This window comes from Streptacidiphilus sp. MAP12-33 (assembly GCF_041261265.1).
In the GTDB taxonomy this organism is placed as follows: Bacteria; Actinomycetota; Actinomycetes; order Streptomycetales; family Streptomycetaceae; genus Streptacidiphilus.
The window spans coordinates 38,201-59,712 of record NZ_JBGCCA010000010.1; the positions used below are offsets into that span (position 1 = coordinate 38,201).

General features: G+C 73.6%; 21 protein-coding genes. 8 read left to right on the forward strand and 13 right to left on the reverse strand.

Translation table 11 applies throughout. The features are described 5' to 3' along the window. Nucleotides 1–2 precede the first annotated feature (2 nt). Nucleotides 3–458: a MarR family transcriptional regulator gene (locus tag ABH931_RS12235; RefSeq protein WP_370112409.1), complete on the reverse strand. Its 456-nt coding sequence runs from the start codon at nucleotides 456–458 to the stop codon at nucleotides 3–5. A gap of 99 nt (nucleotides 459–557) precedes the next feature. Here ABH931_RS12235 and ABH931_RS12240 point away from each other — a divergent pair, with 99 nt between their 5' ends. Beyond that, nucleotides 558–1,232: an NAD(P)-dependent oxidoreductase gene (locus tag ABH931_RS12240; protein ID WP_370112410.1), complete on the forward strand. Its 675-nt coding sequence runs from the start codon at nucleotides 558–560 to the stop codon at nucleotides 1,230–1,232. Nucleotides 1,233–1,243: 11 nt separating this feature from the next. Here ABH931_RS12240 and ABH931_RS12245 read toward each other — a convergent pair whose 3' ends face one another. Further along, nucleotides 1,244–2,215, reverse strand: coding sequence for an asparaginase (locus tag ABH931_RS12245; RefSeq protein ID WP_370112411.1), 972 nt, complete (start codon nucleotides 2,213–2,215; stop codon nucleotides 1,244–1,246). Between the two features lie 158 nt (nucleotides 2,216–2,373). On the opposite strand from ABH931_RS12245, the gene ABH931_RS12250 reads away from it, so the two are divergent. Both ABH931_RS12250 and ABH931_RS12255 read left to right on the forward strand, forming a co-directional pair. Continuing rightward, nucleotides 2,374–3,024, forward strand: a complete 651-nt coding sequence (locus ABH931_RS12250) for a GntR family transcriptional regulator (protein WP_370112412.1) — start codon at nucleotides 2,374–2,376, stop codon at nucleotides 3,022–3,024. Between the two features lie 57 nt (nucleotides 3,025–3,081). Continuing rightward, complete coding sequence (locus tag ABH931_RS12255) at nucleotides 3,082–4,086, forward strand: alpha/beta hydrolase (RefSeq protein ID WP_370112413.1); 1,005 nt, start codon at nucleotides 3,082–3,084, stop codon at nucleotides 4,084–4,086. A gap of 235 nt (nucleotides 4,087–4,321) precedes the next feature. On the opposite strand, the gene ABH931_RS12260 is transcribed toward ABH931_RS12255, so the two are convergent. Then, nucleotides 4,322–5,752 (reverse strand): PLP-dependent aminotransferase family protein, encoded by a 1,431-nt coding sequence (locus ABH931_RS12260; protein ID WP_370112414.1) that lies wholly within the window; start codon nucleotides 5,750–5,752, stop codon nucleotides 4,322–4,324. On the opposite strand from ABH931_RS12260, the gene ABH931_RS12265 reads away from it, so the two are divergent. The 5 genes from ABH931_RS12265 to ABH931_RS12285 all read left to right on the forward strand — a co-directional run bounded on the left by ABH931_RS12265 (nucleotide 5,751) and on the right by ABH931_RS12285 (nucleotide 11,237). Beyond that, nucleotides 5,751–6,680, forward strand: coding sequence for a DMT family transporter (locus ABH931_RS12265; RefSeq protein ID WP_370112415.1), 930 nt, complete (start codon nucleotides 5,751–5,753; stop codon nucleotides 6,678–6,680). The genes ABH931_RS12260 and ABH931_RS12265 overlap by 2 nt on opposite strands. A 92-nt stretch (nucleotides 6,681–6,772) precedes the next feature. Beyond that, the gene (locus ABH931_RS12270) at nucleotides 6,773–7,582 is read left to right on the forward strand and encodes an acetoacetate decarboxylase family protein (RefSeq protein WP_370112416.1); all 810 of its coding nucleotides are present in this window, start codon (nucleotides 6,773–6,775) and stop codon (nucleotides 7,580–7,582) included. 2 nt (nucleotides 7,583–7,584) lie between these two features. Further along, nucleotides 7,585–8,472 carry an SDR family NAD(P)-dependent oxidoreductase gene (locus tag ABH931_RS12275; RefSeq protein ID WP_370112417.1) on the forward strand — a complete coding sequence of 296 codons (888 nt, stop codon included), beginning with the start codon at nucleotides 7,585–7,587 and terminating at the stop codon, nucleotides 8,470–8,472. Nucleotides 8,473–8,667: 195 nt separating this feature from the next. Then, nucleotides 8,668–9,978, forward strand: a complete 1,311-nt coding sequence (locus tag ABH931_RS12280) for an amidohydrolase family protein (RefSeq protein WP_370112418.1) — start codon at nucleotides 8,668–8,670, stop codon at nucleotides 9,976–9,978. Next, nucleotides 9,975–11,237, forward strand: coding sequence for an amidohydrolase family protein (locus ABH931_RS12285; protein ID WP_370112419.1), 1,263 nt, complete (start codon nucleotides 9,975–9,977; stop codon nucleotides 11,235–11,237). The genes ABH931_RS12280 and ABH931_RS12285 overlap by 4 nt, the downstream gene beginning before the upstream one ends. Before the next feature lie 58 nt (nucleotides 11,238–11,295). Here the strand turns inward: ABH931_RS12285 and ABH931_RS12290 are convergent, their stop codons facing one another. The 10 genes from ABH931_RS12290 to aroF are packed head-to-tail and all read right to left on the reverse strand — an operon-like array spanning nucleotide 11,296 to nucleotide 21,468. Next, entirely contained in the window at nucleotides 11,296–12,045 is a 750-nt protein-coding gene (locus ABH931_RS12290; RefSeq protein ID WP_370112420.1) for a sulfite exporter TauE/SafE family protein, read from the reverse strand. Between the two features lie 16 nt (nucleotides 12,046–12,061). Next, entirely contained in the window at nucleotides 12,062–12,601 is a 540-nt protein-coding gene (locus tag ABH931_RS12295) for a flavin reductase family protein (RefSeq protein WP_370112421.1), read from the reverse strand. Next, nucleotides 12,598–13,665, reverse strand: a complete 1,068-nt coding sequence (locus ABH931_RS12300) for a MupA/Atu3671 family FMN-dependent luciferase-like monooxygenase (RefSeq protein WP_370112422.1) — start codon at nucleotides 13,663–13,665, stop codon at nucleotides 12,598–12,600. Before ABH931_RS12300 ends, ABH931_RS12295 begins: the two co-directional genes overlap by 4 nt. A 15-nt stretch (nucleotides 13,666–13,680) precedes the next feature. Further along, nucleotides 13,681–15,534 (reverse strand): asparagine synthase (glutamine-hydrolyzing), encoded by a 1,854-nt coding sequence (gene asnB / locus ABH931_RS12305; RefSeq protein ID WP_370112423.1) that lies wholly within the window; start codon nucleotides 15,532–15,534, stop codon nucleotides 13,681–13,683. A gap of 30 nt (nucleotides 15,535–15,564) precedes the next feature. Beyond that, on the reverse strand, nucleotides 15,565–15,813 hold the full coding sequence (locus ABH931_RS12310; protein WP_370112424.1) for an acyl carrier protein: 249 nt from the start codon (nucleotides 15,811–15,813) through the stop codon (nucleotides 15,565–15,567). A 37-nt stretch (nucleotides 15,814–15,850) separates the two neighbouring features. Next, nucleotides 15,851–16,918 (reverse strand): alpha/beta hydrolase family protein, encoded by a 1,068-nt coding sequence (locus tag ABH931_RS12315; RefSeq protein WP_370112425.1) that lies wholly within the window; start codon nucleotides 16,916–16,918, stop codon nucleotides 15,851–15,853. Between the two features lie 11 nt (nucleotides 16,919–16,929). Further along, the gene (locus ABH931_RS12320) at nucleotides 16,930–17,943 is read right to left on the reverse strand and encodes a 3-oxoacyl-ACP synthase III family protein (protein WP_370112426.1); all 1,014 of its coding nucleotides are present in this window, start codon (nucleotides 17,941–17,943) and stop codon (nucleotides 16,930–16,932) included. Then, nucleotides 17,940–19,337, reverse strand: coding sequence for an MATE family efflux transporter (locus ABH931_RS12325; RefSeq protein ID WP_370112427.1), 1,398 nt, complete (start codon nucleotides 19,335–19,337; stop codon nucleotides 17,940–17,942). The genes ABH931_RS12320 and ABH931_RS12325 overlap by 4 nt, the downstream gene beginning before the upstream one ends. Beyond that, entirely contained in the window at nucleotides 19,334–20,425 is a 1,092-nt protein-coding gene (gene thiO, locus ABH931_RS12330; RefSeq protein ID WP_370112428.1) for a glycine oxidase ThiO, read from the reverse strand. The genes ABH931_RS12325 and thiO overlap by 4 nt, the downstream gene beginning before the upstream one ends. Beyond that, on the reverse strand, nucleotides 20,422–21,468 hold the full coding sequence (gene aroF, locus ABH931_RS12335) for a 3-deoxy-7-phosphoheptulonate synthase (protein WP_370112429.1): 1,047 nt from the start codon (nucleotides 21,466–21,468) through the stop codon (nucleotides 20,422–20,424). Before aroF ends, thiO begins: the two co-directional genes overlap by 4 nt. Nucleotides 21,469–21,512: the final 44 nt, after the last annotated feature.

Consider the following 21,512-nt stretch of genomic DNA (forward strand, 5'->3'; position numbering starts at 1 on the left):
AGCTACTGGTTCCTCTCCTCGAGGGCCAGGCCCTCGACCCGGCCGGCCTCGGCCACGCGGGTCAGGAAGTCGGCGATGACCGAGAGCTGGGCCTCGTCGTAGCGGGAGCAGATCTCCTGGACCGCGCCGTTCATGCCCGCGAACTGGGCCAGGACCTCCTTGCCGCGGTCGGGGAGGGCGCGGATCCGGACCGCGCGGCGGTCCTCGGTGTCGCGCTCGCGGACGATCCAGCCCGCGCGTTCCAGACGGTCGAGGACGCCGGTCAGCGTCGCGGGGTGCAGGCCCGCCGCCTTCGCGAGGTGGCTGGCGCCGACCGGGCCGATTCGGCTGATCAGGTCCAGGCAGTCCAGGTCCGCGTCGCGCAGGCCGAGGCGCCCGCCGACGCGGCGGTTGAGCTGTGCGAGCTGGACGCCCAGTTCGCGCAGTCCCTCGCGGACCTCGCGTCGGCCGTCGCGCATCTCACTCCTAGGTAGTTTGGAACTCATAGGTTATTGTCCCCATAGAGTATGGCTTACAAAGGAACCTTACCCACACCACACTCCGGCAGGGGAAGTCCCATGAAGCTCACCATCGTCGCCGCCACGGGCGGCATCGGCCGGCACATCCTGGCGCAGTCGCTCGCGGCGGGACACGAGGTCACCGCCGTGGTCCGCAACCCCGCCCGGCTCGACGTCGAGGTGAACGCCGTCGCCGTCGACCTCTCCTCCACCGACGAGGCACAGGCCGCCGCGCTGCGGGACGCCGTCGCGGGTGCCGACGCGGTGCTCTCCGGGCTCGGCGCCCGCACCAAGGCCGACCACGGCGTGGCCCGGCGCGGCACCCGCGCGCTGATCGCGGCGATGGACGCGGTCGGCACGGCGCGCCTGGTCGTGGTCAGCGCCGCGCCGATCGGCACGGTCCCCTCCCCGGCGCGCCCCAACCCGCCCCGCTACGACGAGGGCGACGGCTTCGCCATGCGCCACCTGCTCAACCCCGTGGTCAAGCGCGCCCTGCGGGACCACTACGCCGACCTGGCCGCCATGGAGGACGAGCTCCGCGCCAGCCGCCTGGCCTGGACGGTCGTCCGCCCGCCCCGCCTCACCGACAAGCCGCACACCGGGACCTACCGCACCGCCCTCGGCCACAACCTGCGCCGCGGCCTCACCGTCTCCCGCGCCGACGTGGCGGATCTGATGCTGCGCACCGTGGGGATGCCGGAGACCGAGCGCGCGGTGGTCGGCGTCGCGTACTGACGCCGCCCGGCTCAGGCCCGCGAGGGGTCCAGCAGGATCGCGGCCGGGCGCACCGCGCCGACCGGCTCGCCGTGCCCGAGGACGGGCACAGTGGCCAGCTCGGTGAGGGTCTCGTGGGCGTCGACCGGGACCCCGAGGCGCCGCAGGGCCGCGACCATCACCACGGCGCGGGCCCGGGTGGAGCCGTCCGCGATCTTCAGCGCGACGGCGGAGCCGTCCGGGAGCCCCAGGGCGTAGACGCCCTCCGCTCCGTCCTTGGCCACCGCCCCGGGCAGGGCCCGCATGAGCCGGGTCACGTCCCGACCGGTCCCACCGACGTACTCGGCGTGGCGGCTCATGGCCTGGCCGACCCGGTGTTCCAGCGTTCCGGCGCGGCCCGTCGCCAGCCGGGCGAACGCCCGGGCCAGGCCGCGGTAGCCGAGGGCGAACAGGGGCGCGCCGCAGCCGTCCACGCCGGTCGTGGCGACCTTCTCCCCGGCCAGTTCCTCGACGGTCTCGCGCAGGGCGAGTTGCAGGGGATGGCCGGGGGCGAGGTAGCCGGCGGTGTCCCAGCCGTTGGCGACGCAGGTGGCGAGCATCGCGGCGTGCTTGCCCGAGCAGTTCATCGTCAGCGGGGTGGGGACGCCCCCGGCCGCCAGGTACTCCCGCTGCGCGGCCTCCCCGATGGGCAGTCCTGCTGTGCACCGCAGGGCGCCGGCGTCCAGGCCGGCCCGCACGAGGATCGCTCGGACACCGTCGAGGTGGAAGGCCTCGCCGGAGTGGCTGGCGCAGGCCAGGGCCAGCAGTTCGCCGTCCAGGTCGAGTCCGGCGCGGAGCATCCCGAGGGCCTGGAGCGGCTTGTTGGACGACCGGGGGAACATCGGGCGAGCGGTGTCGCCGACGTCCAGGACGGTCCGCCCGCCCGGTCCGGTCGCCAGCACCGTCCCGTGGTGCACGGACTCCAGGAAGTCGCCTCGCCGGACCTCGGCCACGATCTCGTACACAGGGCACTCCCCTTCTCGTCGGCCGGCGGCCGAATCGACATTCCAAGTGTCAACAGTTATCACTTTGGCGTGGCCCGCGTCGACGGCCACCACGGGGTGGGATACTTCCCCTGGCCGGGCGAGAGCAGCGGTCAGCCCCGAACGGACGGACGCCACGCATGCCCGACACCCTCCAGCGCGGACTGCCCGTCCAACTGGTGCGGACGCTCCGCGAGCGGATCCTCACCGGCGAGCTGCCGTCCGGGAGCCGGATCAACGAGGTGGAGGTCGCCCGCGAGCTCGGCATCAGCCGCGGTCCGCTGCGCGAGGCGATCCGGCAGCTCGTCAGCGAGGGCCTCCTGGTGCACGTGCCCAACAAGGGCGCCGTCGTCTTCGAGGCCGGACCGCAGGAGGTGGAGGCGCTCTTCGAGTTGCGGACGGCGCTGGAGACCGCCGCCGTCCGTCTGGCCGCCGCGCGGCGCGAGCCCGAGGACGTGACCGCCCTGCGCCGGGCGTGCGAACAGTCCCGGGCACTGATGGCGGGCGGGCGCCGGTACGCCCACCGCAGCAGCCTCGACTTCCACCACGCGCTGCTCGACGCGGCCCGCAGCCCCCGCATCGCCGAGCAGGTGGAACGGGTGCACCAGCAGATCAGCGTGCTGCGCAGTCGGCACAACGTGCCGGTCTCGCACACCGAGGCGTCGATCGCCGACCACGAGCAGCTCACCGAGGCGATCACGGAGGGCCGGGGCGACCTTGCCGCCGAGGTGATGGCACGTCATCTCGATCGGGTCCGGCAGCAGATGATCGAGCACCTCACCGCGGTGTAGGTGGGGCAGGCTGTCCGCGCGGGCGCCGACCGGTGCCCTGCGGGAGAGGGGGACGTCGTGGTGGTGCCGGTGGGTGGGGAGGCGAGGGGGCGGCGGGTGCCGCCGCTCGACGCGGAGTTGGCCGTGGCGCTCGGCGGGGCGAACCGGGCCCCCGGGGAGCCGATGACGGCGGAGAACCTCGCCGCGTGGCAGCAGCGGGACGTGACGACGCGGCCGCGGCCGACGCTCGGGACGCTGCGGGCCGATGGACTCTTCGACGTACGGGAGTTGCAGGCGCCGACGGAGGACGGCCACCAGGTCGTCCTCGTCGAGGGCCGCCCGGCCCGGACGGCGGCGACCGCGCTGCCGGTGGTGTACTACGTCCACGGCGGCGGGATGGTCATGGGCAACGCCTGGTCGGTGCTCCCCCGACTGCTGCGGGAGTGGGCGCTGCCGCTGGGGCTCGCGGTGGTCTCGGTCGAGTACCGGCTGGCGCCGGCGGCGCAGTACCAGGAGCCGGTGGAGGACTGCCACGCGGGACTGCTCTGGCTGGTCGAGCACGCGGCCGCGCTCGGCCTGGACGCGGACCGCCTCGTCCTGGGCGGCAAGAGCGCGGGCGCGGGCCTGACGGCCGGGCTCGCCCTGCTGAACCGCGACCGCGGCGGACCGGCGCCGCTGGGCCAGATGCTGCTCAGCCCGATGCTGGACGACCGCAACGACAGCTTCTCCGCGCAGCAGTTGGCCGGTCACGACACCTGGGACCGCACCTCCAACGCGACCGCGTGGCGCGCCCTGCTGGGCGAGCGCCACGGCCGCGCGGACGTCTCCCCCTACGCCGCGCCCGCCCGCGCGACGGACCTGGGCGGTCTGCCGCCCACCTACATCGAGGTCGGCTCGGCCGAGACCTTCCGCGACGAGGCCGTCGCCTACGCGCACGCGCTCTGGCGCGCGGGCGGCGACGCCGAACTCCACGTCTGGCCGGGCGCCTGCCACGGGTTCGACTCGATCGCCCCGCAGGCCGCGGTCAGCCGCACCGCCCAGGACGCCCGCACCCACTGGCTCCGCCGCCTGCTGGAACGCTGACCTCGGCCCGGGCGCGAGGCGCGGCGCGGCCCTGCTCCCTGCCCGGTGCGCGGATGCGACCGCGGCGACCGCCGGGTCAGGCGGGCCAGGCGGCGGCCAGGCAGCGGCCAGGCGGGAGACGCCGTCGGCCAGTTGGGGCGGGCTGACGGCAGCGGCGTGACTCAGGCGGGCCAGGCGGCGGCCAGGCGGGAGACGCCGTCGGCCAGTTGGGGCGGGCTGACGGCGGCGGCGTGACTCAGGCGGGCCAGGCGGCGGCCAGGCGGGAGACGCCGTCGGCCAGTTGGGGCGGGCTGACGGCGGCGGCGTGACTCAGGCGGAGGTGGGGGGCCGGGGGTTCGGCGGCGAAGTAGGGGGCGCCCGGGGTGACGGCGACGCCCGCGCGGAAGGCCGAGGCGGCCAGGGCCCGCTCGTCCGTGCCCGGCGGGAGGCGGAGCCAGGCCAGGTAGCCGCCGGGGGCCAGTGGCGCGGGCGGAAGGTCCGGGAGGTGGCGGGCCAGGGCCGCGCCGAGGGTGGTGCGGCGCTCCTGGAGCGCGGCGGACAGCGCACGCAGGTGGCGCGGCCAGGCCGGGGAGGAGACCAGGGCGAGAGTCGCCTCCTGGAGCGGGCGGGGCACGAAGAAGCTGTCGACCGTCTGCGTGGCGCGCAGCCGCTCGAACGCGGGGCCGCGCGCCGTCAGCGCGGCGATGCGCAGGCTCGGGGAGGCCGCCTTGGTGAGCGAGCGGACATGGACGACGACGCCGTCGGGGTCGTCCGCGGCGAGCGGCCGCGGCAGCGCGGGCGCATCCGCGTGGACCAGGAGGCGGGCGTAGTCGTCCTCGACGACGAAGGCCCCCGCGGCCCGTGCCAGGCGCAGCACCTCCCCGCGGCGGTCGGCCGCGAGCGTCGCGCCCGTGGGGTTCTGGAACAGCGGCTGGCAGACCAGCAGTCGGGCGCCGGTGACCGCGAAGGCGTCGGCCAGCAGGTCGGTGCGCAGGCCGTCGCCGTCGACCGGCACCGGGAACGGCCGCAGGCCCGCGGCGCGTGCGGCGGCGAGGATGCCGGGGTACGTCGGGGACTCGACCAGCACCGGCGCGCCCGAGGGGGCCAGGGCCCGCAGCGCGGTGGTGAGCGCGGCCTGGCCGCCCGCGGTGATCAGCACGTCCGCCGCGGACAGGCCGGCCTCGGGGCCCCCGACCTGCCGGGCGAACCACGAGCGGAGCTCGGTCAGACCCTCGACCGGCGGCCTGCCCCACGCCTCGGGCCGGCGCGCGGCCCGGGTGAGGGCGTCGGCGAGAGCCCGTTCGGGCAGCAGTGAGGCGTGCGGGTACCCGCTGCCGAGGTCGACCACGTCGGCGGGCGGCAGGGTGAGCGTGGCCAGCAGCCCGCCCGCGTCCGCACGCGGCTCGGCGAGCGCGTCGTGGGCGCCGAGGGTGACCTCCTGCCAGGAAACGTCCCCGGCCACCGCGTGCGTGACGCGCCGCTCGGCGCGGAAGACCCCGGCCCCGGGACGGCTGACGACCAGCCCCTCGGCGGCGAGCGCGCCGATGGCCCGGGAGACGGTCACCGGGCTGACTCGGTAGCGCTCCATCAACGCGCGGCTCGACGGCAGCTTCTCCCCGCCCGGGTAGCGCTCCCACTCCCGGCGCAGGGTTTCCACAAGGTCAGCGGCACTGCTACTGTCGTTCATGAAGGTACATAATAGCGCTATCATCTCTCGGCCGGTAGCACTCGCCGAGTCCGCCGGCTCGCCCGTCCGCACCGGACGGGGCCTGGCGCTGGCCGGGTCGGGCGTCGGGCTGTTCTCGCTCTCCTTCGCCGCCACCGAGTGGTCGCTGCGCGGCTTCGGCCCCTGGAGCACCGTCGGCCTGCGCGGCGCGCTCGCCGCCCTGATCGCCGCCGTCTGCCTCGCAGCGTGGCGGGTCCGCCTGCCCGAACGGCGGCACTGGGCCGGACTGCTGACGGTCGGCCTGGGCTGCGTCGTCGGGTTCCCCGCGCTGACCACGCTGGCCCTGCGGAGCGCCACGACCGCGCACTCCGCGGTCGTCATCGGGCTGATGCCGCTGGCGACCTCCTGCTACTCCGCCGTGCGCACCCGCAGCCGCCAGCCGCGCGCGTTCTGGCTGGCCGCGGTCGCGGGCGCGGTCGTCGTCGCGGCGTTCACCCTGCTCCAGCACGGCGGCGCTCCGAGCAGCGCCGACCTGTACCTGTTCGCCGCGCTGCTGGTCTGCTCGGCCGGCTACGCGGAGGGCGGCCGGCTGGCCAGGGAGCTGCCGGGCTGGCAGGTGATCGCCTGGGCACTGGTGGCCGTCCTGCCCGTCACGGCGACGATGGCATTCCTGGCCCTGGGCAGTGAGCCCGTCCACCTCGGCCCGCAGGCACTGACGGGCGTGCTGTTCCTGGGCGCCTCGCAGTTCGTCAGCTACATCCCCTGGTACCGGGGCATGGCCCTGATCGGCGTCCAGCGGGCCGCGCAGGTCCAGCTCGCGCAACCGCTGCTGAACCTGCTGTGGGCGGCCCTGCTGCTCCACGAGGCGATACCCGCCGCGGCGCCGGTCGCCGCACTGCTCGTCCTCGCCTGCATCGCGGCCACCCAGCGTGCCGCACACAGGAACTGAATCATCGTCATGACTCTTCACCCTTCGCATGGTTCGGAGTAGTAAGTAACACCGTTACAGAGAACCGGCACGAGCGAAGGGACGGCACCGCCATGGCACGCGTACGCTACGGCCCGCGCACGGAGGACGAGATCCGCGCGGCCAAACAGGCCCGATCGGTCCTGCCCGACATCTGGTCCACCGGGGTGGTGGCCGTGTGGGAGAGCGATCCCGACGCGGTCGCCCAGGTGCTCCCCGCGCCGCTCAAGCCCACCGAACGGCCACTGGTACGGGTCAACATCAGCCAGGTCGACATCTTCGGCAGCCCGCTCGGCGCCGGCTCCTTCGCGGTGGCCGCGCAGCACGGCGGGCAGAGCGGCTGGTACCCGCTGGTCATGCCGATGACCACCGAACGGGCGCTGATCGGTGGCCGCGAGGTCTTCGGCGAGCCGAAGAAGCTCGGCGAGGTCGAGGTCGCCCGGGACGGCGACGCGGTCACGGCCCGACTGGGCCGCCACGGCATCGACTTCGTCGAGGTGAGCGGGCGCGTGAGTGGGGCACTGGAGGTGCCCGCGCCGGCCGAGAAGGTGGACTTCTACTTCAAGTTCCTGCCCGCGGTGGACGGCGAGGGCTTCGACCTCGACCCGGTCCTGGTGTACTGCACGCGCGTCGAGCGCGTCCGCAAGCTGGAGGCGGTCAGCGGGGAGGTGATCCTGCGCGAGTCCGCCTTCGACCCGGTCGCGGACCTGCCGGTGCGGCGGCTGGTCGAGATCACCATCGGCGAGAAGACCTCCGACCAGCGCGGCCGCGTGGTCGAGCGGGTCAGCGCGCAGGCGCTGCTGCCGTTCGTGCACCAGCGCTACGACGACCCGGCCCAGGTGCTGGACTCGGTACCCCTGCCGCCGACCTCGAGGGGGGCGTGAGCGTGGAACTGAGGGAAGGTCAGGTCGCCGTCGTCACGGGCGCGGCGAGCGGGATCGGGCTCGCGATGGCGCGGCGCTTCGCCGCCGAGGGCCTGCGGGTCGTCCTCGCGGACGTCGAGGAGTCGGCACTGGACAAGGCCGTCGCGGGGCTGCGGGAGAGCGGCGCGGAGGCTGTCGGACAGCTCGCGGACGTGTCCGAGCGCGACAGCGTCGAGGCCCTCGCGGAGGCGGCGTACCGCGCCTTCGGCGCGGTCCACGTGCTGTGCAACAACGCGGGCGTCGGTTCGGGCGCCGAGGGGCGCATGTGGGAGCACGAGCCCAACGACTGGAAGTGGGCCTTCGCCGTCAACGTGTGGGGTGTCTTCCACGGCGTCCAGGCGTTCCTGCCGCGCATGCTGGCGGGCGGGGAGCCCGGGCACGTCGTCAACACCTCGTCCGGGGACGGCGGCATCGCCCCGCTGCCGACGGCGTCCGTCTACGCGGTCACCAAGGCGGCGGTGGTCACCATGACCGAGTCCCTCTACGCCCACCTGCGCGCCGAGGGCGCGCCGATCGGCGCGTCCGTCCTCTTTCCCGGCCCGCACATGCTCCGCACGGGCCTGTGGGAGTCCCACCGCAACCGCCCCGACCGCTACGCGAAGGAGCGGCCGCGCCGCACGCCGTACCGGTCGCTGGCGCAATGGGAGGCGGCGATGGAGGCCTCCGGTCAGAAGATCGAGTTCACGCCGGTGGAGGAGGTCGCGGAGTTCGTCGCCGAGGGCATCCGCGCCGACCGCTTCTGGCTGCTGCCGCCGAGCGAGCACAGCGACCGCCAGATCCGCGCGCGCTCGCAGTCGATGCTGGACCGGGAGAACCCGGGCTACCTGGAGAAGTTCATCCTCGGCGACTAGCCCCCGCAGGGGCGCGGGGAACTGCGCGACAAGCCACCCACGTGCGGATGGTCCCCACTGAGCAGGGCCGTCCGCACAGGGTGGTTACTCGCGCCCACGCAGGGGGCACCTCCCGGCCGAAGGCTGGGGGAGGAGCCGCACATCGGCAGAGCCTCGCGCCCCCACATAGTGCAACTTCTGAGGGGAGGAAAGTTCATGTCCTACGAAGATCCGTACCTGGTCATCTCCTCCGACTGCCACGCCGGGCTCCCGACCGAGGAGTACCGGCCGTACCTGGAGGCCGCACATCACCGTGCGTTCGACGAGTTCCTCGCGCAGGCGCAGGCCCGGCGCGACGAGGCGACGCGGCTCGGGGTGAGGAACGAGGCGTTCGCGCAGAAGTGGTTCGAGGAACACGAGGAGGGCCTGCGCGGCGGCTGGGACGCCGCCCAGCGGGACAAGGAGCTGGACGGGGACGGCGTCGCCGCCGAGGTGGTGTTCCCGGACGCCGACGCCGTCGACTCGCGGACCGCCGCGCCGTTCGGGGTGGGCCTGGGGCTCAGCGGGGACCAGGACCCGGTGCTCGGTCTCGCCGGAGCGCGCGCCCACAACCGGTGGCTCGCCGACTTCATCCGCACCGGCGGCAGCCCGGAACGACGCTGCGGCGTCGCGCTGCTACCGATCACGGCGGAGCCGGAGCTCGTGGTCGCCGAGGTGCGGCGCGCACACGCGGACGGGCTCGGAGCGGTGATGATCCCGTCGATGTGGGTGGACAAGGCGCCGTACCACGACCGTCGCTACGACCCGGTCTGGGCCGTGTGCGAGGAACTGCGGATGCCGATCGTGACCCACTCCGGCGCGGCGCCGCGCCACGAGTACGGGGACCATCTCGGCATCTACGTCACCGAGGTGACGTTCTGGCCGTCCCGGCCGCTGTGGTTCCTGCTGTGGTCCGGCGTGTTCGAGCGGTTCCCGGGGCTGCGGTTCGGCGTCGCGGAGTCGGGGTGCTGGTGGCTGCCGAACCTGCTGTGGTTCATGGACCGGCTCTACCTCGGCGCGCACGGCGGCAAGAAGCTCTCGCCGTTCAGCGAGCTGACGATGGCGCCGAGCTCCTACGTGGACCGCAACTGCTTCATCGCGGCCACCAACACCAAGCGGCGCGAGCTCGCGCACCGCTACGAGATCGGCGTCGGCACGATCTGCTGGGGCAGCGACTACCCGCACCCGGAGGGCACCTGGCCCAACACCCGGCAGTGGATGCGCACCACGTTCCACGACATCCCGATCGAGGAGACCCGTCGTATGCTCGGTCTCAACTGCGCGGAGGTGTTCGGCTTCGACACCGCGAGGCTGGCACCGATCGCGGAGCGGATCGGGCCACGTCCGGCGGACCTCGGGCAGCCGGAGGACCAGTCCGCCGTGCTGGCGGCGTGGGCGCCGGCGCGGGAGGTCGGCCGGCACTGGCTGACGGGCCACGACTTCCCGTTCCTCGGCACCGCCGCACCCACGGAGGGACTCACCCTGTGACTGCCACGCCGGACACCCCGCAGACCCCGGGCAGACCCGAGCGGTACACGATCGTCTCCGCCGACTGCCACGCGGGCGCGGACCTGCTCGACTACCGCCCCTACCTGTCCAGCCGCCACCACGAGGCGTTCGACGCCTGGGCGGCGCAGTACGTCAACCCGTTCACCGACCTGATGGCGCCGGAGGCCACCCGCAACTGGGACTCCGACCGCCGCCTGGCCGAGCTGGAGCAGGACGGGATCGTCGCCGAGGTCGTCTTCCCGAACACCGTGCCGCCGTTCTTCCCGAGCACCTCGCTCTCGGCGGTGCAGCCGACCGCGGAGGAGTTCGAGCTGCGCTGGGCGGGGCTCCAGGCGCACAACCGCTGGATGGCGGACTTCTGCGCCAAGGCCCCGGGCCGCCGGGCGGGAACCTTCCAGATCCTGCTGGGCGACATGGACGCAGCCGTCGCCGAGGTCCGCCACTGCCACGCGGCCGGGCTGACGGGCGGGTTGGTGCTGCCCGGCGTGCCGCCGGGGTCCCCGGTGCCGGAGCTGTGGTCGGGCGTCTACGAGCCGCTCTGGCAGGTCTGCGCGGAGCTGGGCGTCCCCGTCAACCACCATGCGGGCTCAGCTAGTCCGCAGCTGGGCGAGGAGCCGGCGGCGCGTGCGGTGTTCATGGTGGAGACCACGTGGTTCTCCCACCGGGCACTGTGGCACCTGGTGTTCGGCGGGGTCTTCAAGCGCAACCCGGAGCTGCGGCTCGTCCTCACCGAGCAGGGATCCGGCTGGATCCCCGGCGTGCTGGACATGCTGGAGTACTACCACCGGCGCCTGGTCGGCGCGGCGACGCGGGCCGCGACGGCGGAGTCCAAGTTCGGCGCGGGCCTGGCGGACCTGATGGGCGACGGCCCGCGCGCGGCGTGGGACCGCAACTGCTTCGTCGGCGCGAGCTTCATGCGCGCCCACGAGGTGCCGCTGCGGGACCGGATCGGCCTCGACAAGATCATGTGGGGCAGCGACTTCCCCCACGACGAGGGCACCTTCCCGTACACGACCGAGGCGCTGCGGACCTCCTTCGCGGGCGTCCCGTACGAGGAGGTCGCCGCGATGGTGGGCGGCAATGCCGCCCGTGTCTACGGCTTCGACCTCGACGCGCTCGACGCGCTCGCGGCGAAGGTCGGCCCGCTGGTGGAGGAGGTGGCCCGGCCGCTCACCGAGGTCCCGGCGGGCGCGACGAGCCCGGTCTTCGCCAAGGGCTCCTCGGTGCGCGTGTGGTGAGGTAGCGCCAGGACCGGATGCGCGCCGGGCCGCCCCGAAGGGAGCGGCCCCGCGCGCCTCAGCGCGAACCGGCGATCAGGTCGGCCATGGCCAGCAGACCGACCGCCGCGATCACGCCCCGCAGGGCCGCCGGGGGCAGCAGGCGGCCGTAGCGGGAGCCGAGCAGTCCGCCGACGGTGGAGCCGGCGGCGATCACCATCGCCACCTCCCAGTCGACGGTGGTGACGCTGACGAAGACGACGGCGGCCACCAGGTTCACCGTCAGCGCCAGCGCGTTCTTGACGGCGTTGAGCCGCTGCAGGTGCCCGGTGGTGAGCGCACCGAGCAGCCCGATGAGCACGACGCCCTGGGCGGCACCGAAGTAGCCGCCGTAGATGCCGGTGAGGAACACGCCGATCCACAACCCGGCGCCGCCGTGCCGCCGCCCGGTGGCCGGGCGGCGGGCCAGCAGCGGCTGGACCAGCACCAGGACGCAGGCCAGGCCGATGAGCACCGGCACGACCGTGCGGAACCAGGCGCTCGGCAGGACGAGCAGCAACAGGCTGCCGATCAGCGCGCCCCCGGCGGCGGCGACCACGAGCCGCAGCAGGAGCCCGCCCTGGCCGGCGAGCTCGCGACGGTAGCCGTACACCGCGCTGCCCATGCCCGGTACCAGCCCGACGTTGTTGGACACCGTCGCCAGGATCGGCGGGTAGCCCATCGCGACCAGCGCGGGGAAGGTGATCAGCGACCCCGAGCCGACCACCGCGTTCACGGCGCCCGCCCCCGTCGCGGCGACGGTCAGCAGTCCGAGATCCAGTCCGTTCATGGGTGTCGCGCGCTCCTCATGCCCACCCGAGATCCGGTTCAGCTCCCAGGCGGCTGCGGCTGAACAGCAACGCGGGCTCCTGCGACAGCTGGCCGAAGGCCCGCACGGCGCCGACGAGGACGGTGTGGTCCCCGGCCGTGTGGGTGGACTCGACGACGCAGTCGAAGTAGGCGATCCCGTCGACCAGTACCGGCGAGCCGGTGCCGGGGGCGGGTGCGTGGGCGACACCGGAGAACGCGCTGCTGCCCCGGGCCCGGGTCGGGTCCGCGAACGACCGTGCCGTCTGCTCCTGGCCGGAGCCGAGCACGGTCACCGCGAACCCGTCGCCGCGGAGCACCTGACCGGCCGTCCGGGAGCCGGTCTTGAGGACGGCCAGGACCAGCAGCGGGTCGAGCGACACGGTCGCGAAGGCGTTGACCGTCATGCCGTGCAGCTCCCCGTCGCGGACGCAGGTCACCACCGTCACGCCGGTGGGGAACCGGCCGGCCGACCGCCGGAACTCACCCGGAGGGTGCTCCGGCAGCCGCACCAGGTCCGCGCTCTCGGTACGGGTCATCGGCGGTCCTGGCCGGTGGCGGTGGCCTCGCGCAGCCTGCCCAGGAGGCCGAAGCCCGCCACCACCTTCTCCCTGGCCACGCCGAAGTCGATGAGACAGGCGATCTCGTCGACATCGGCCTTGCTGACCCGCTCGACGACGTCGACGGCCTTGTCGACCGTGCCCAGCAGGCCGCCCTCGTCGAAGTACCGCTCGAAGGAGCGGTCGACCATGGCGTCGAAGTGCCTCGGGCTGAGCGTCGCGGGGTCGATCTTGCGGCCCTTCGGACCGGAGCTCATGGTCAGCCCGGCGAAGCTGCGCAGGTAGGCGGAGAGCGGCGCGCGGACCGTCTCCCTGGCGACCTCCTCGTCCTCGTGCAGGTACGCGTGGAGCATCAGCACGACGTGGCCGCGGTCCTGCTCGGAGCCGGAGGCGGCCGCGTACTCCTCGCGGTAGAGGGCGACCTTCTCCGCCAGCTCGTCCAGGTCCTGACCCACCAGGTGAGTCAGCAGCCCGGCCCGCGCCCGGCCGGCCGCCCGGAACGTCTCCGGACCGCCCGAACTGGTGACCCAGACCGGGAGTTCGGCCTGGACCGGACGCGGGTAGGAGCGCACCTGCTGCGTCTCCCCCGCGCCGTCGAGGACGGCGAGCGCGCCGCCACGCCACAGCTCGCGCACCTCCTCGAGGATCTGCGTCAGTTTCTCCTTGCGGTCCGCGAAGTTCTCCGGACGCAGCGCGAAGTCCTGCGGGTGCCAGCCGGAGGCGAAGGACACGCCGACCCGCCCGCCGGAGAGGTTGTCGACCACCGCCCACTCCTCGGCGATGCGCACGGGGTGGTGCAGCGGCGCCACCACGCTCCCCGCGCGGATGCCGACCCGCTCGGTGACGGCCGCGACGGCCGCGCCCAGCACGGACGGGTTGGGGTAGATGCCACCGAACTCGTGGAAGTGACGTTCCGGCGTCCACACCGCGGTGAAGCCGTGGGTGTCGGCGAACCTCGCCCCCTCCAGCAGCAGACCGTACCGGTCCGTCGAGCCGGTCTCCGCCTCCTGCTCGTTGGCGAAGTAGAACAGACTGAACTCCATCGTCTTGCCGTCCCGTCAGATGTCGAGGGTCACGTCGTAGGCCGACAGCCAGCGGTTGAGCCAGAGCGCCATCTCCAGGCCGCCGCGGCTATAGGGCAGGCTGGTCGCGCTCAGCGAGCGGTCCAGGACCTTGCCGATCTTGGCCCGGTCCAGCAGCGGGAGCACCGGCGCGTTCGGGTCGGCGAGCACCTCGGCCAGCTCGGTCCGCAGTGCGGCCTCGTAGCCAGGGTCCTGCGTCGCCGGGTAGGGGGTCTTCTTGCGCTCCAGGATCGACGCCGGCAGCAGGTCCCGGGCCGCCGCGCGCAGCAGGCTCTTCTCCTGGCCGTCGAACGTCTTCGTCTCCCACGGTGTGTTGAAGACGTACTCGACCAGGCGGTGGTCGCAGAACGGTACGCGGACCTCCAGGCCCACGGCCATGCTCATCCGGTCCTTGCGGTCGAGCAGGGTCTGCACGAAGCGCGTCAGGTTCAGGTACGACACCTTGCGCATCCGCCGGTCGACGTCGCTCTCGCCCGGCAGCGTGGGCACCTGGGCCACGGCCTCGGCGTACCGCTCGGCCCGGTAGCCGGGTATGTCGAGCTTCTCGCGCAGGCCGCCGTCCAGGAGCGAGGTCCCGCCGAAGTAGCGTGCCGATCCCGAGGTCAGCCAGGGGAAGGTGGTCGCGTCCACGGCCTCGGGCCGGTGGAACCAGAGGTACCCGCCGAACAGCTCGTCGGCGGACTCGCCGGACAGGGCCACCGTCGAGTGCCGGCGGACCGCCTGGAACAGCAGGTACAGCGAGGGCCACATGTCGCCCCAGAACGCGGGCGGGACGTCGGTGGCCCGCAGCACGGCGGCCCTGACCTCGGGACGCGACAGCTCCGCGCTGTCCAGCAGGATCTCGCGGTGGTCGGTGCCGACGTGCGCGGACAGGTCCCGCACGAACGGCGCGTCGGGGGCGCCGCGCACCGCGTCGGGCTCGAAGCTGTCGACGGAGCCCTTGAAGTCCACGGAGAAGGACTTCACCCGGCCGCGGCCCTCGCGCTCGAGCACCTGGGCGGCGATCGCGGTGATCGTCGAGGAGTCCAGGCCGCCGGAGAGCAGGGTGCACACCGGCACGTCCGAGATCAGCTGGCGGCCGACGATGTCCTCGAGCAACTCCCGGACGTGGCCGATGGTCTGCTCGCGGGAGTCGGTGTGCGGGGCCGCTTCCAGGGTCCAGTAGCGGGACTTCTTGATGCCGCTCGCGTCGACGCGGAGCATCTCGCCGGGGACGACCTCGTGCATGCCGCTGAACACCGCGACGCCGGGCGTCTTGACCATGTCCAGGGCCTCGCACAGGCCGGTCCGGTCCACGGTCCGGCGCGCCTGGGGGTTGGCCAGGATCGCCTTGGGCTCGGAACCGAACAGCACCCCGCCGGGCGTGGGGTAGTAGAACAGCGGCTTCACGCCCATCCGGTCCCGGACCAGGACCAGCTCCTGGCGCACCGCGTCCCAGATGCCGATGGCGAACATGCCGTTGAGGCGGGCGGCGAAGTCCGTGCCCCACTGCAGGTAGGCCCGCAGCACGACCTCGGTGTCGCTGTCGGTCCGGAAGCTGTGGCCGTGCGCGACCAGTTCCGCGCGCAGCTCACGGTAGTTGTAGACCTCACCGCAGAAGGTGAGGGCCGCGAGGGTGCGATCGCCGTCGTGGTCGGCGACCATCGGCTGCTTGCCGCCCTCGAGGTCGATGATCGACAGCCGCCGGTGGCCCAGGGCGATCGGACCGGAGATCCACATCCCCTCCTCGTCCGGCCCGCGGCACTCCATGGTCCGCGTCATCTGCCGCACGAGCTCGTGATCGGCTTCGAGCCCGCGCTCGCGGTCGAACCAGCCGGTGATTCCGCACACGTCGTGTGTTCTCCGTTCTTCGAGTCGTCGTTACGCGAGGCAGGCGTCGACGACCGCGAGCAGCTGGCGCGGGGTCTTCGCCTCGGAGGTCACCGTCTCCGGGAGCTCGATCCCGAACTGGCGCTCCAGCTTCGAGACCGCGTTGAGCAGCGTCAGCGAGTCGTAGCCGAGCGCGTCGAAGGTGGCGTCGAGCACCTCGGGCGACGGCTCGATCGGGTCCTCCCAGTCGTTGCACTCGTTGAGCAGCTCGATCAGGGCCTCAAGGGTGAGCTTGTCCATCGGAGGGCCTTTCGTTCTCAGGTGGGGTTCAGGGGTTTCAGCCGGACGCGCCGGGACGCAGCACCCGGTCGACCGACTCGACGAGGGCGCGCTGGAAGTCCGGGTCGAACGGCCCGTAGGTGCGCAGGCCCTCGGCGGTGCGGGGCGACATCAGATGTCCCAGCCGCGGATGGATCGTCAGCTGCGAGTCCAGGCCGTGGGCCTGGGCCTGGTGGTGCAGCAGGTGGGCCTGGCGCGGCGGCGTCGTCCAGTCCTCGGCGCCGACGTGGATGCTGATCGCGCCGGTGATCCCGGCGAGCCGCAGGTACGGGGCGGGTTGGGCGAACCAGTCGCTCCAGTACGAGGCGGGCGCCGACTCCTCGCCCTGGGACCGGGCCTGCCGCTCCCAGGTGTCGTACTCCAACGCCAGCTCGGCGCGCAGCACTTCGAGGTCGGCGCTGTCGCCGAAGCGGTCGGCCAGGTCGAACTCGTCCCACCAGCCGCTGCGCCCCGTGGTGTCGGCCCGCGCGGCGGCGAGGTCGACCTTGCCGTCGGGGGCGGTGAACCCGCCCGCGACCAGCCATTCCAGGCGCCGGTCCAGGCCCATCCAGCGCTGGAACACCGGGCGCGCCTCGGCGCTGGGCGCGACGACCACGAGCCGGCTGTCGCCACCGAGGCGCTCGGCCGCGGCCAGGGCCACCTCGGCGCCCATCGAGACGCCGAGCAGGACCACGCGGTCGCCGTCCACGTCGGGGTGGGCGCGCAGCTCCTCGACCAGCCGGACCGCGTCGTCGACCAGGCCGGTGAAGGTGAAGCGGTCCGAGCCCGCGCCGCCGGCCGGGTCCTCGGTCAGGAAGCGGGTGTCGAAGACGGCCGCGCCGATCCCGGCCCCGACCAGGGCGGTGCCCAGGTCGCCGAAGAGACGGACGGGGACGGTCCCGGACGCCTCGGCCGGCAGGAAGGCGTCCTTGTCCCAGCAGCCGAAGGGGTGCAGCAGCACCGCCGCCGGGACGGGTCGGTCGGGCCCGGCCTCGTGCGGCAGCCGCAGGTCGGCGGTGCGGCCCTGGTCGAGCGGGAGCGCGTCGACGCGCTCGTCAGTGCGCTCCGGGGTGGTGTCGTCGGTCATGGTCGTCCTCCTCAGACCCGGACCAGGCTGCAGAACCACTGCATTCCGCCGGACAGGCCGGCCAGCGCCACCAGGTCGCCCGGGGCGAGCTCGCCCCGCTGGTCGTACAGGCTCAGGCAGAGCAGCTGGTCGGCGCAGCCGACGTGGCCCAGCTCGGCGGAGAGCTCCGCGTTGGTGTGCTCCAGCGGGACACCGGTCGTCTTGGCGACTCCGGCCAGGGAGTGCTGGTTGTCGTTGAGGTAGATGAGCCGCCGCAGCTGCGACGTCGACACCCCGGCCCGCTCGCAGGCGCGCTCCACGACCTCGGCCACCTTGTGGTCGACGTCCTTGACGAACTGGGTCAGCTGCTCGGGCTCGCGCCGGAAGTGCTGGTGCACCAGGGCCAGCTGGTCGACCTCCAGGTTGGCGCCGACCGGGGCCGCGCCGCCGCCGAACTCGACCCGGAAGAAGTCGACGTAGCGCGGGTCCACGATCTGTTCGGTCGCCAGCCACTGGAGCCGGTCGTGCCCGCGCTGGACCACCGCGGCCGCCGCACCGTCGCTGCCCAGGCAGGTGTTGTTGCGCATCCGGTTGATGTGCGCCTCGCTGACCCGGTGCACTGCGACCAGCAGCACCCGCTGGACGTCCTCGCGGACCGCCATGATCCCGGCGATCTGCTGGAGCGCGGTCACCGCCGACGCGCAGCCCTGGGTGGCCAGCAGGGTCGGCGTCGCGCCCAGCTCCAGCTCCCGGGCCACGGCGGCGGAGGCGTCCCAGTTGAGGTACTCGGGCACGCCGCTGTCCGCGACCACCAGGTAGTCGATGTCGGACGGCGTCAGGCCGGCGGCGTCCAGTGCGCGCCGGGCGGCGTCCGCCGCCAGCCGGGTCTGGCCCACTCCCTCGGGGGCGCGGTGGAAGGTGCGGTAGCCCCAGCGGATGACCCGCTCGGGGTCGTCCACGTAGGAGCCGGCGGTCTCGGCGACGTCGCAGGGCTCGCCCAGGACGTGGGCGAGGGACGCGATGCCGAGGGTCACGGGCGGGTTCATGCGGTGGCCTCCTTGGCCTTCAGTCCGTGACGGCTCGCCAGCACGAGGAGAACCGTCGTCTGGGTCCCGGCGTTGACGATCATGGCGATCCACGCCCCGGTCAGCCCGAGCGGCGTGAGGGCGAGCAGCGGTGCCAGGCAGAGTTGCAGGGCGGCGCCGGCCGTGGTGGAGGTGGCCAGCGCCTTGCCGTGCCCGCCGCCCAGGAAGATCCCGCTCAGGGTGACGTTGCACAGCAGCAGCGTGATGTAGACGGCGAGCCAGGGGATCTGACCGTGCGCCGCGGAGCGGATCGCGGCCTCGCCGGTCACCGCGTCGACCGCCAGCCCGCTGAGGGCCAGCACGGCCAGACCGCCGAGCAGCGACCAGGCGATGCCGAGCCGCACGGAGGAGGTACGGCTCGCCGCCAGCAGCTCCTCGTCGGTCGCGCCCTTGGCCTGGGCGGCGACGATGGTCGCGGCCTGCCGCATGGCGTACGCCGCCATGGTGAGGAACAGCAGCGTGCGGGTGACGGTGCCGTAGGCGGCGACCTCGTCGGTGCCGAACCGGGCCACCACGCCGACGATCAGCATGCCGGCGGTCATCCGGACCAGGAAGTCCACGCCCATCGGCACACCGGCCTGAAGGATCTCGCGGACCGGACCCGGCTCGTCGGCCGTCTCCGGTGCCTGTGTCGCACCGTTCATCTCCCGCACCAGCGGGGAGCGGCGGTACAGCCACCAGGTCACCGCGAGGGTGACCGCGCGCGAGCCGACCAGGGCCAGCGCCGAACCGGTCACGCCCAGGCGCGGGGCGCCCAGCCATCCGTAGATCAGGACGGGGTCGGCGACCACGAGGATCGCGTTCGACAGGACGGCCATCCGCATCGGCGTCCGGGTGTCCCCGTTGGCCTTGAACGTGCTGTCCACCAGGTACTGGCCGTAGAAGACGGCGACACCCGGCACCGAGACGGTGAGGTAGTCGACCGACAGCTTGACCGCTGACGACTCGCCCGAGCCGAGCACCAGCCTGGCCAGCGGCTCGCGCAGGACGAAGAGCACCACGCAGATCACCACGGTGACGGCGAGGGTCAGCCGGAACGCGGCGCGCAGCACCGGCCGCAGCCGCCCGTACTCGTTCGCGCCGACGGCGCGCGAGAGCAGGATCGTGGTGCCGCCGCTGACCGCCAGGATCACGCTCATCAGCACGTTCTCGAGCGTGCTGGACATCGTGACGGTCGCCAGCGCGGGCGCGCCGAGGCGGGCGATCCAGACCACCGAGATGATGCCGGCGATGACGCCGGACATGAGCTCGATGTAGACCGGCCAGGCCACCGGCAGCAGACGTGCCGGGTCCAGCCATCCCAGCACCGGCCGGGGCTTGGCCGGTGCGGTGCCGGCCACGGGTGGAGCTGTCATCGCGACGCTGTTTCCTTCGCTGTGTGGAACCGTTGGGGAGTGAATGCCGCCGGGATCGCGTCGTCCCCGGTGACCAGCAGATCCGCCATCAGGTCGGCCGTGACCGGCGCGAGCAGGACGCCGTGCCGGTAGTGGCCGGTGCTGACGTAGGCGCCGGGACGGCCCGGGACGCGCCCCATGATCGGCAGGTGGTCGGGGGTGTCGGGCCGCAGGCCCACCCGCGCGTCGACCACCTCGTGACCGGCCAGCGCGGGGACCAGCGCGACCGCCTTGCGCAGCAGCGCTTCGGTGGCCTGCGCCGAGGGCCGCACGTCGAATCCCGCGTGGTCCAGGGTGGCGGCCACGACCGTCTCGTGGTCGTGACGACCCGCCAGGTAGACGGGCTCGCCGCCGACCACGCCGCGGATGCCGTGCCGCAGGCCGGGGCCCTTGGCCGGGTCGCGCAGCAGCACCACCTGGCCGCGTACCGGGGTGACCGGCCACGGGTACAGCTCGGGCGACCACGACCCGGCGGCCAGGAGCACCGAGTCCGCAGGCACCTCGTCCAGCGAGCGCACCCGGCGCGTGTGGTACCGCACACCGGCCGCCTCACCGGCGGCGCGCAGCGCCGCCCGGACGCGCTGCGCGTCGACGTGGTGGTCCTCGGTGGCGAAGCCGCCGCCGTCGGCCTGGGCCGACAACAGCGGTTCCCTGGAGCGCAGTTCGTCCGCGGTCAGCGGCGTGCAGGGGACGTCGTAGCCCTCGCGGAACCCGTACATCGCCGCCAGCCGCTCCCGGTCCTCGGGGGCGTCGGCGACCAGCAGCAGGCCGGTGGCGGTGTAGCCGACGTCGGTGCCGCTCGCCTCGGCCAGCTCCGCGGCGAACGCGGGCCAGCGGTGCCGGGCCTCGTGGGCGAACCGCAGCAGGGCGGGGTCGGGGAAGTCCGCCGCGCTGACGGGCGCCAGCATGCCGGGGGCGACCGCGGAGGCGGTGCCGGGGATCTCGTCGTGGTAGACGTGCACGTCGAGGCCACGCTGGGCACAGCGCCACGCCACCGCGAGGCCGACGACCCCGCCTCCGATCACGGCGACCTGCGGGCGCCCCGTCATCGGGCCTGCCCGGCCGACTCGGGCTCACGCAGCGTCAGGTCCCGGCCCAGGCTGGCGAGCACGTCGCGCAGCGCGGTCGCCAGGTCGAACCAGCGGTCGCGGTCGAGCGCCTGGTCGCCGTCGCACAGCGCGGTCGCGGGCTCGGGGTGGATGTCGACCAGCAGGCCGTCGGCGCCGACCGCGGCGGCGGCCAGGGCCAGCGGCTTGACCAGGTGGCGGTGGCCGGTGCCGTGGCTGGGGTCGACGATGACCGGCAGGTGGCTGAGGTGCTTGACGACCGCCACCGCGCTCAGGTCCAGGGTGAACCGGGTCGCCGGCTCGAAGCTGCGGATGCCGCGCTCGCACAGGACCACGTCGGGGTTTCCGGCGGCCAGCACGTACTCGGCGGCCTGCAGCCACTCGCCCACGGTGCAGCCGAAGCCGCGCTTGAGCAGGACCGGGCGGCCCGCCTGGCCGACGGCCTTGAGCAGGCTGAAGTTCTGGGCGTTGCGGGTGCCGATCTGGAGCACGTCGGCGTGCTCGGCGACCAGCTCGACCGTCGCCGCGTCGACGACCTCGGTCACGACGGGCAGACCGGTCTCCGCCCGGACCTCGGCCATGATCCGCAGGCCCTGGTCCCCCAGGCCCTGGAAGCTGTAGGGCGAACTGCGCGGCTTGTAGGCGCCGCCGCGCAGCGCGACCGCGCCGCCGGCCCTCGCCATCGCCGCCGAGGCGGACAACTGCTCGTAGCTCTCGACCGCGCACGGGCCCGCGATCAGCGCGAAGTCGACGCCGCCGACGGTGGCGGACCCGCCGAGCTCGACGATGGACCCGGGCGGGACGGCCTCCCGGTCGGTCAGCGGCGCGCCGGAGTGGTCGGTCACCGCACGCAGCAGCAGCCCGGACTCGTGCATCTCGTCGGCCAGCGCGAGCTGGTCTCCGGGCACGTGCACCAGCAGCTGGTCACCGATGCGGCACATGGTCGTTCCGTGGGGGGTGGGCACGCGGGCGTGGATCCGCTCGCGCACCGCGTCCTCGTCGACAGCCCTGCAGACAAGCAGCACTGGAGCTCCTTCCAGGCGTGGACGCCTGATGTGTGGGCAAAGAG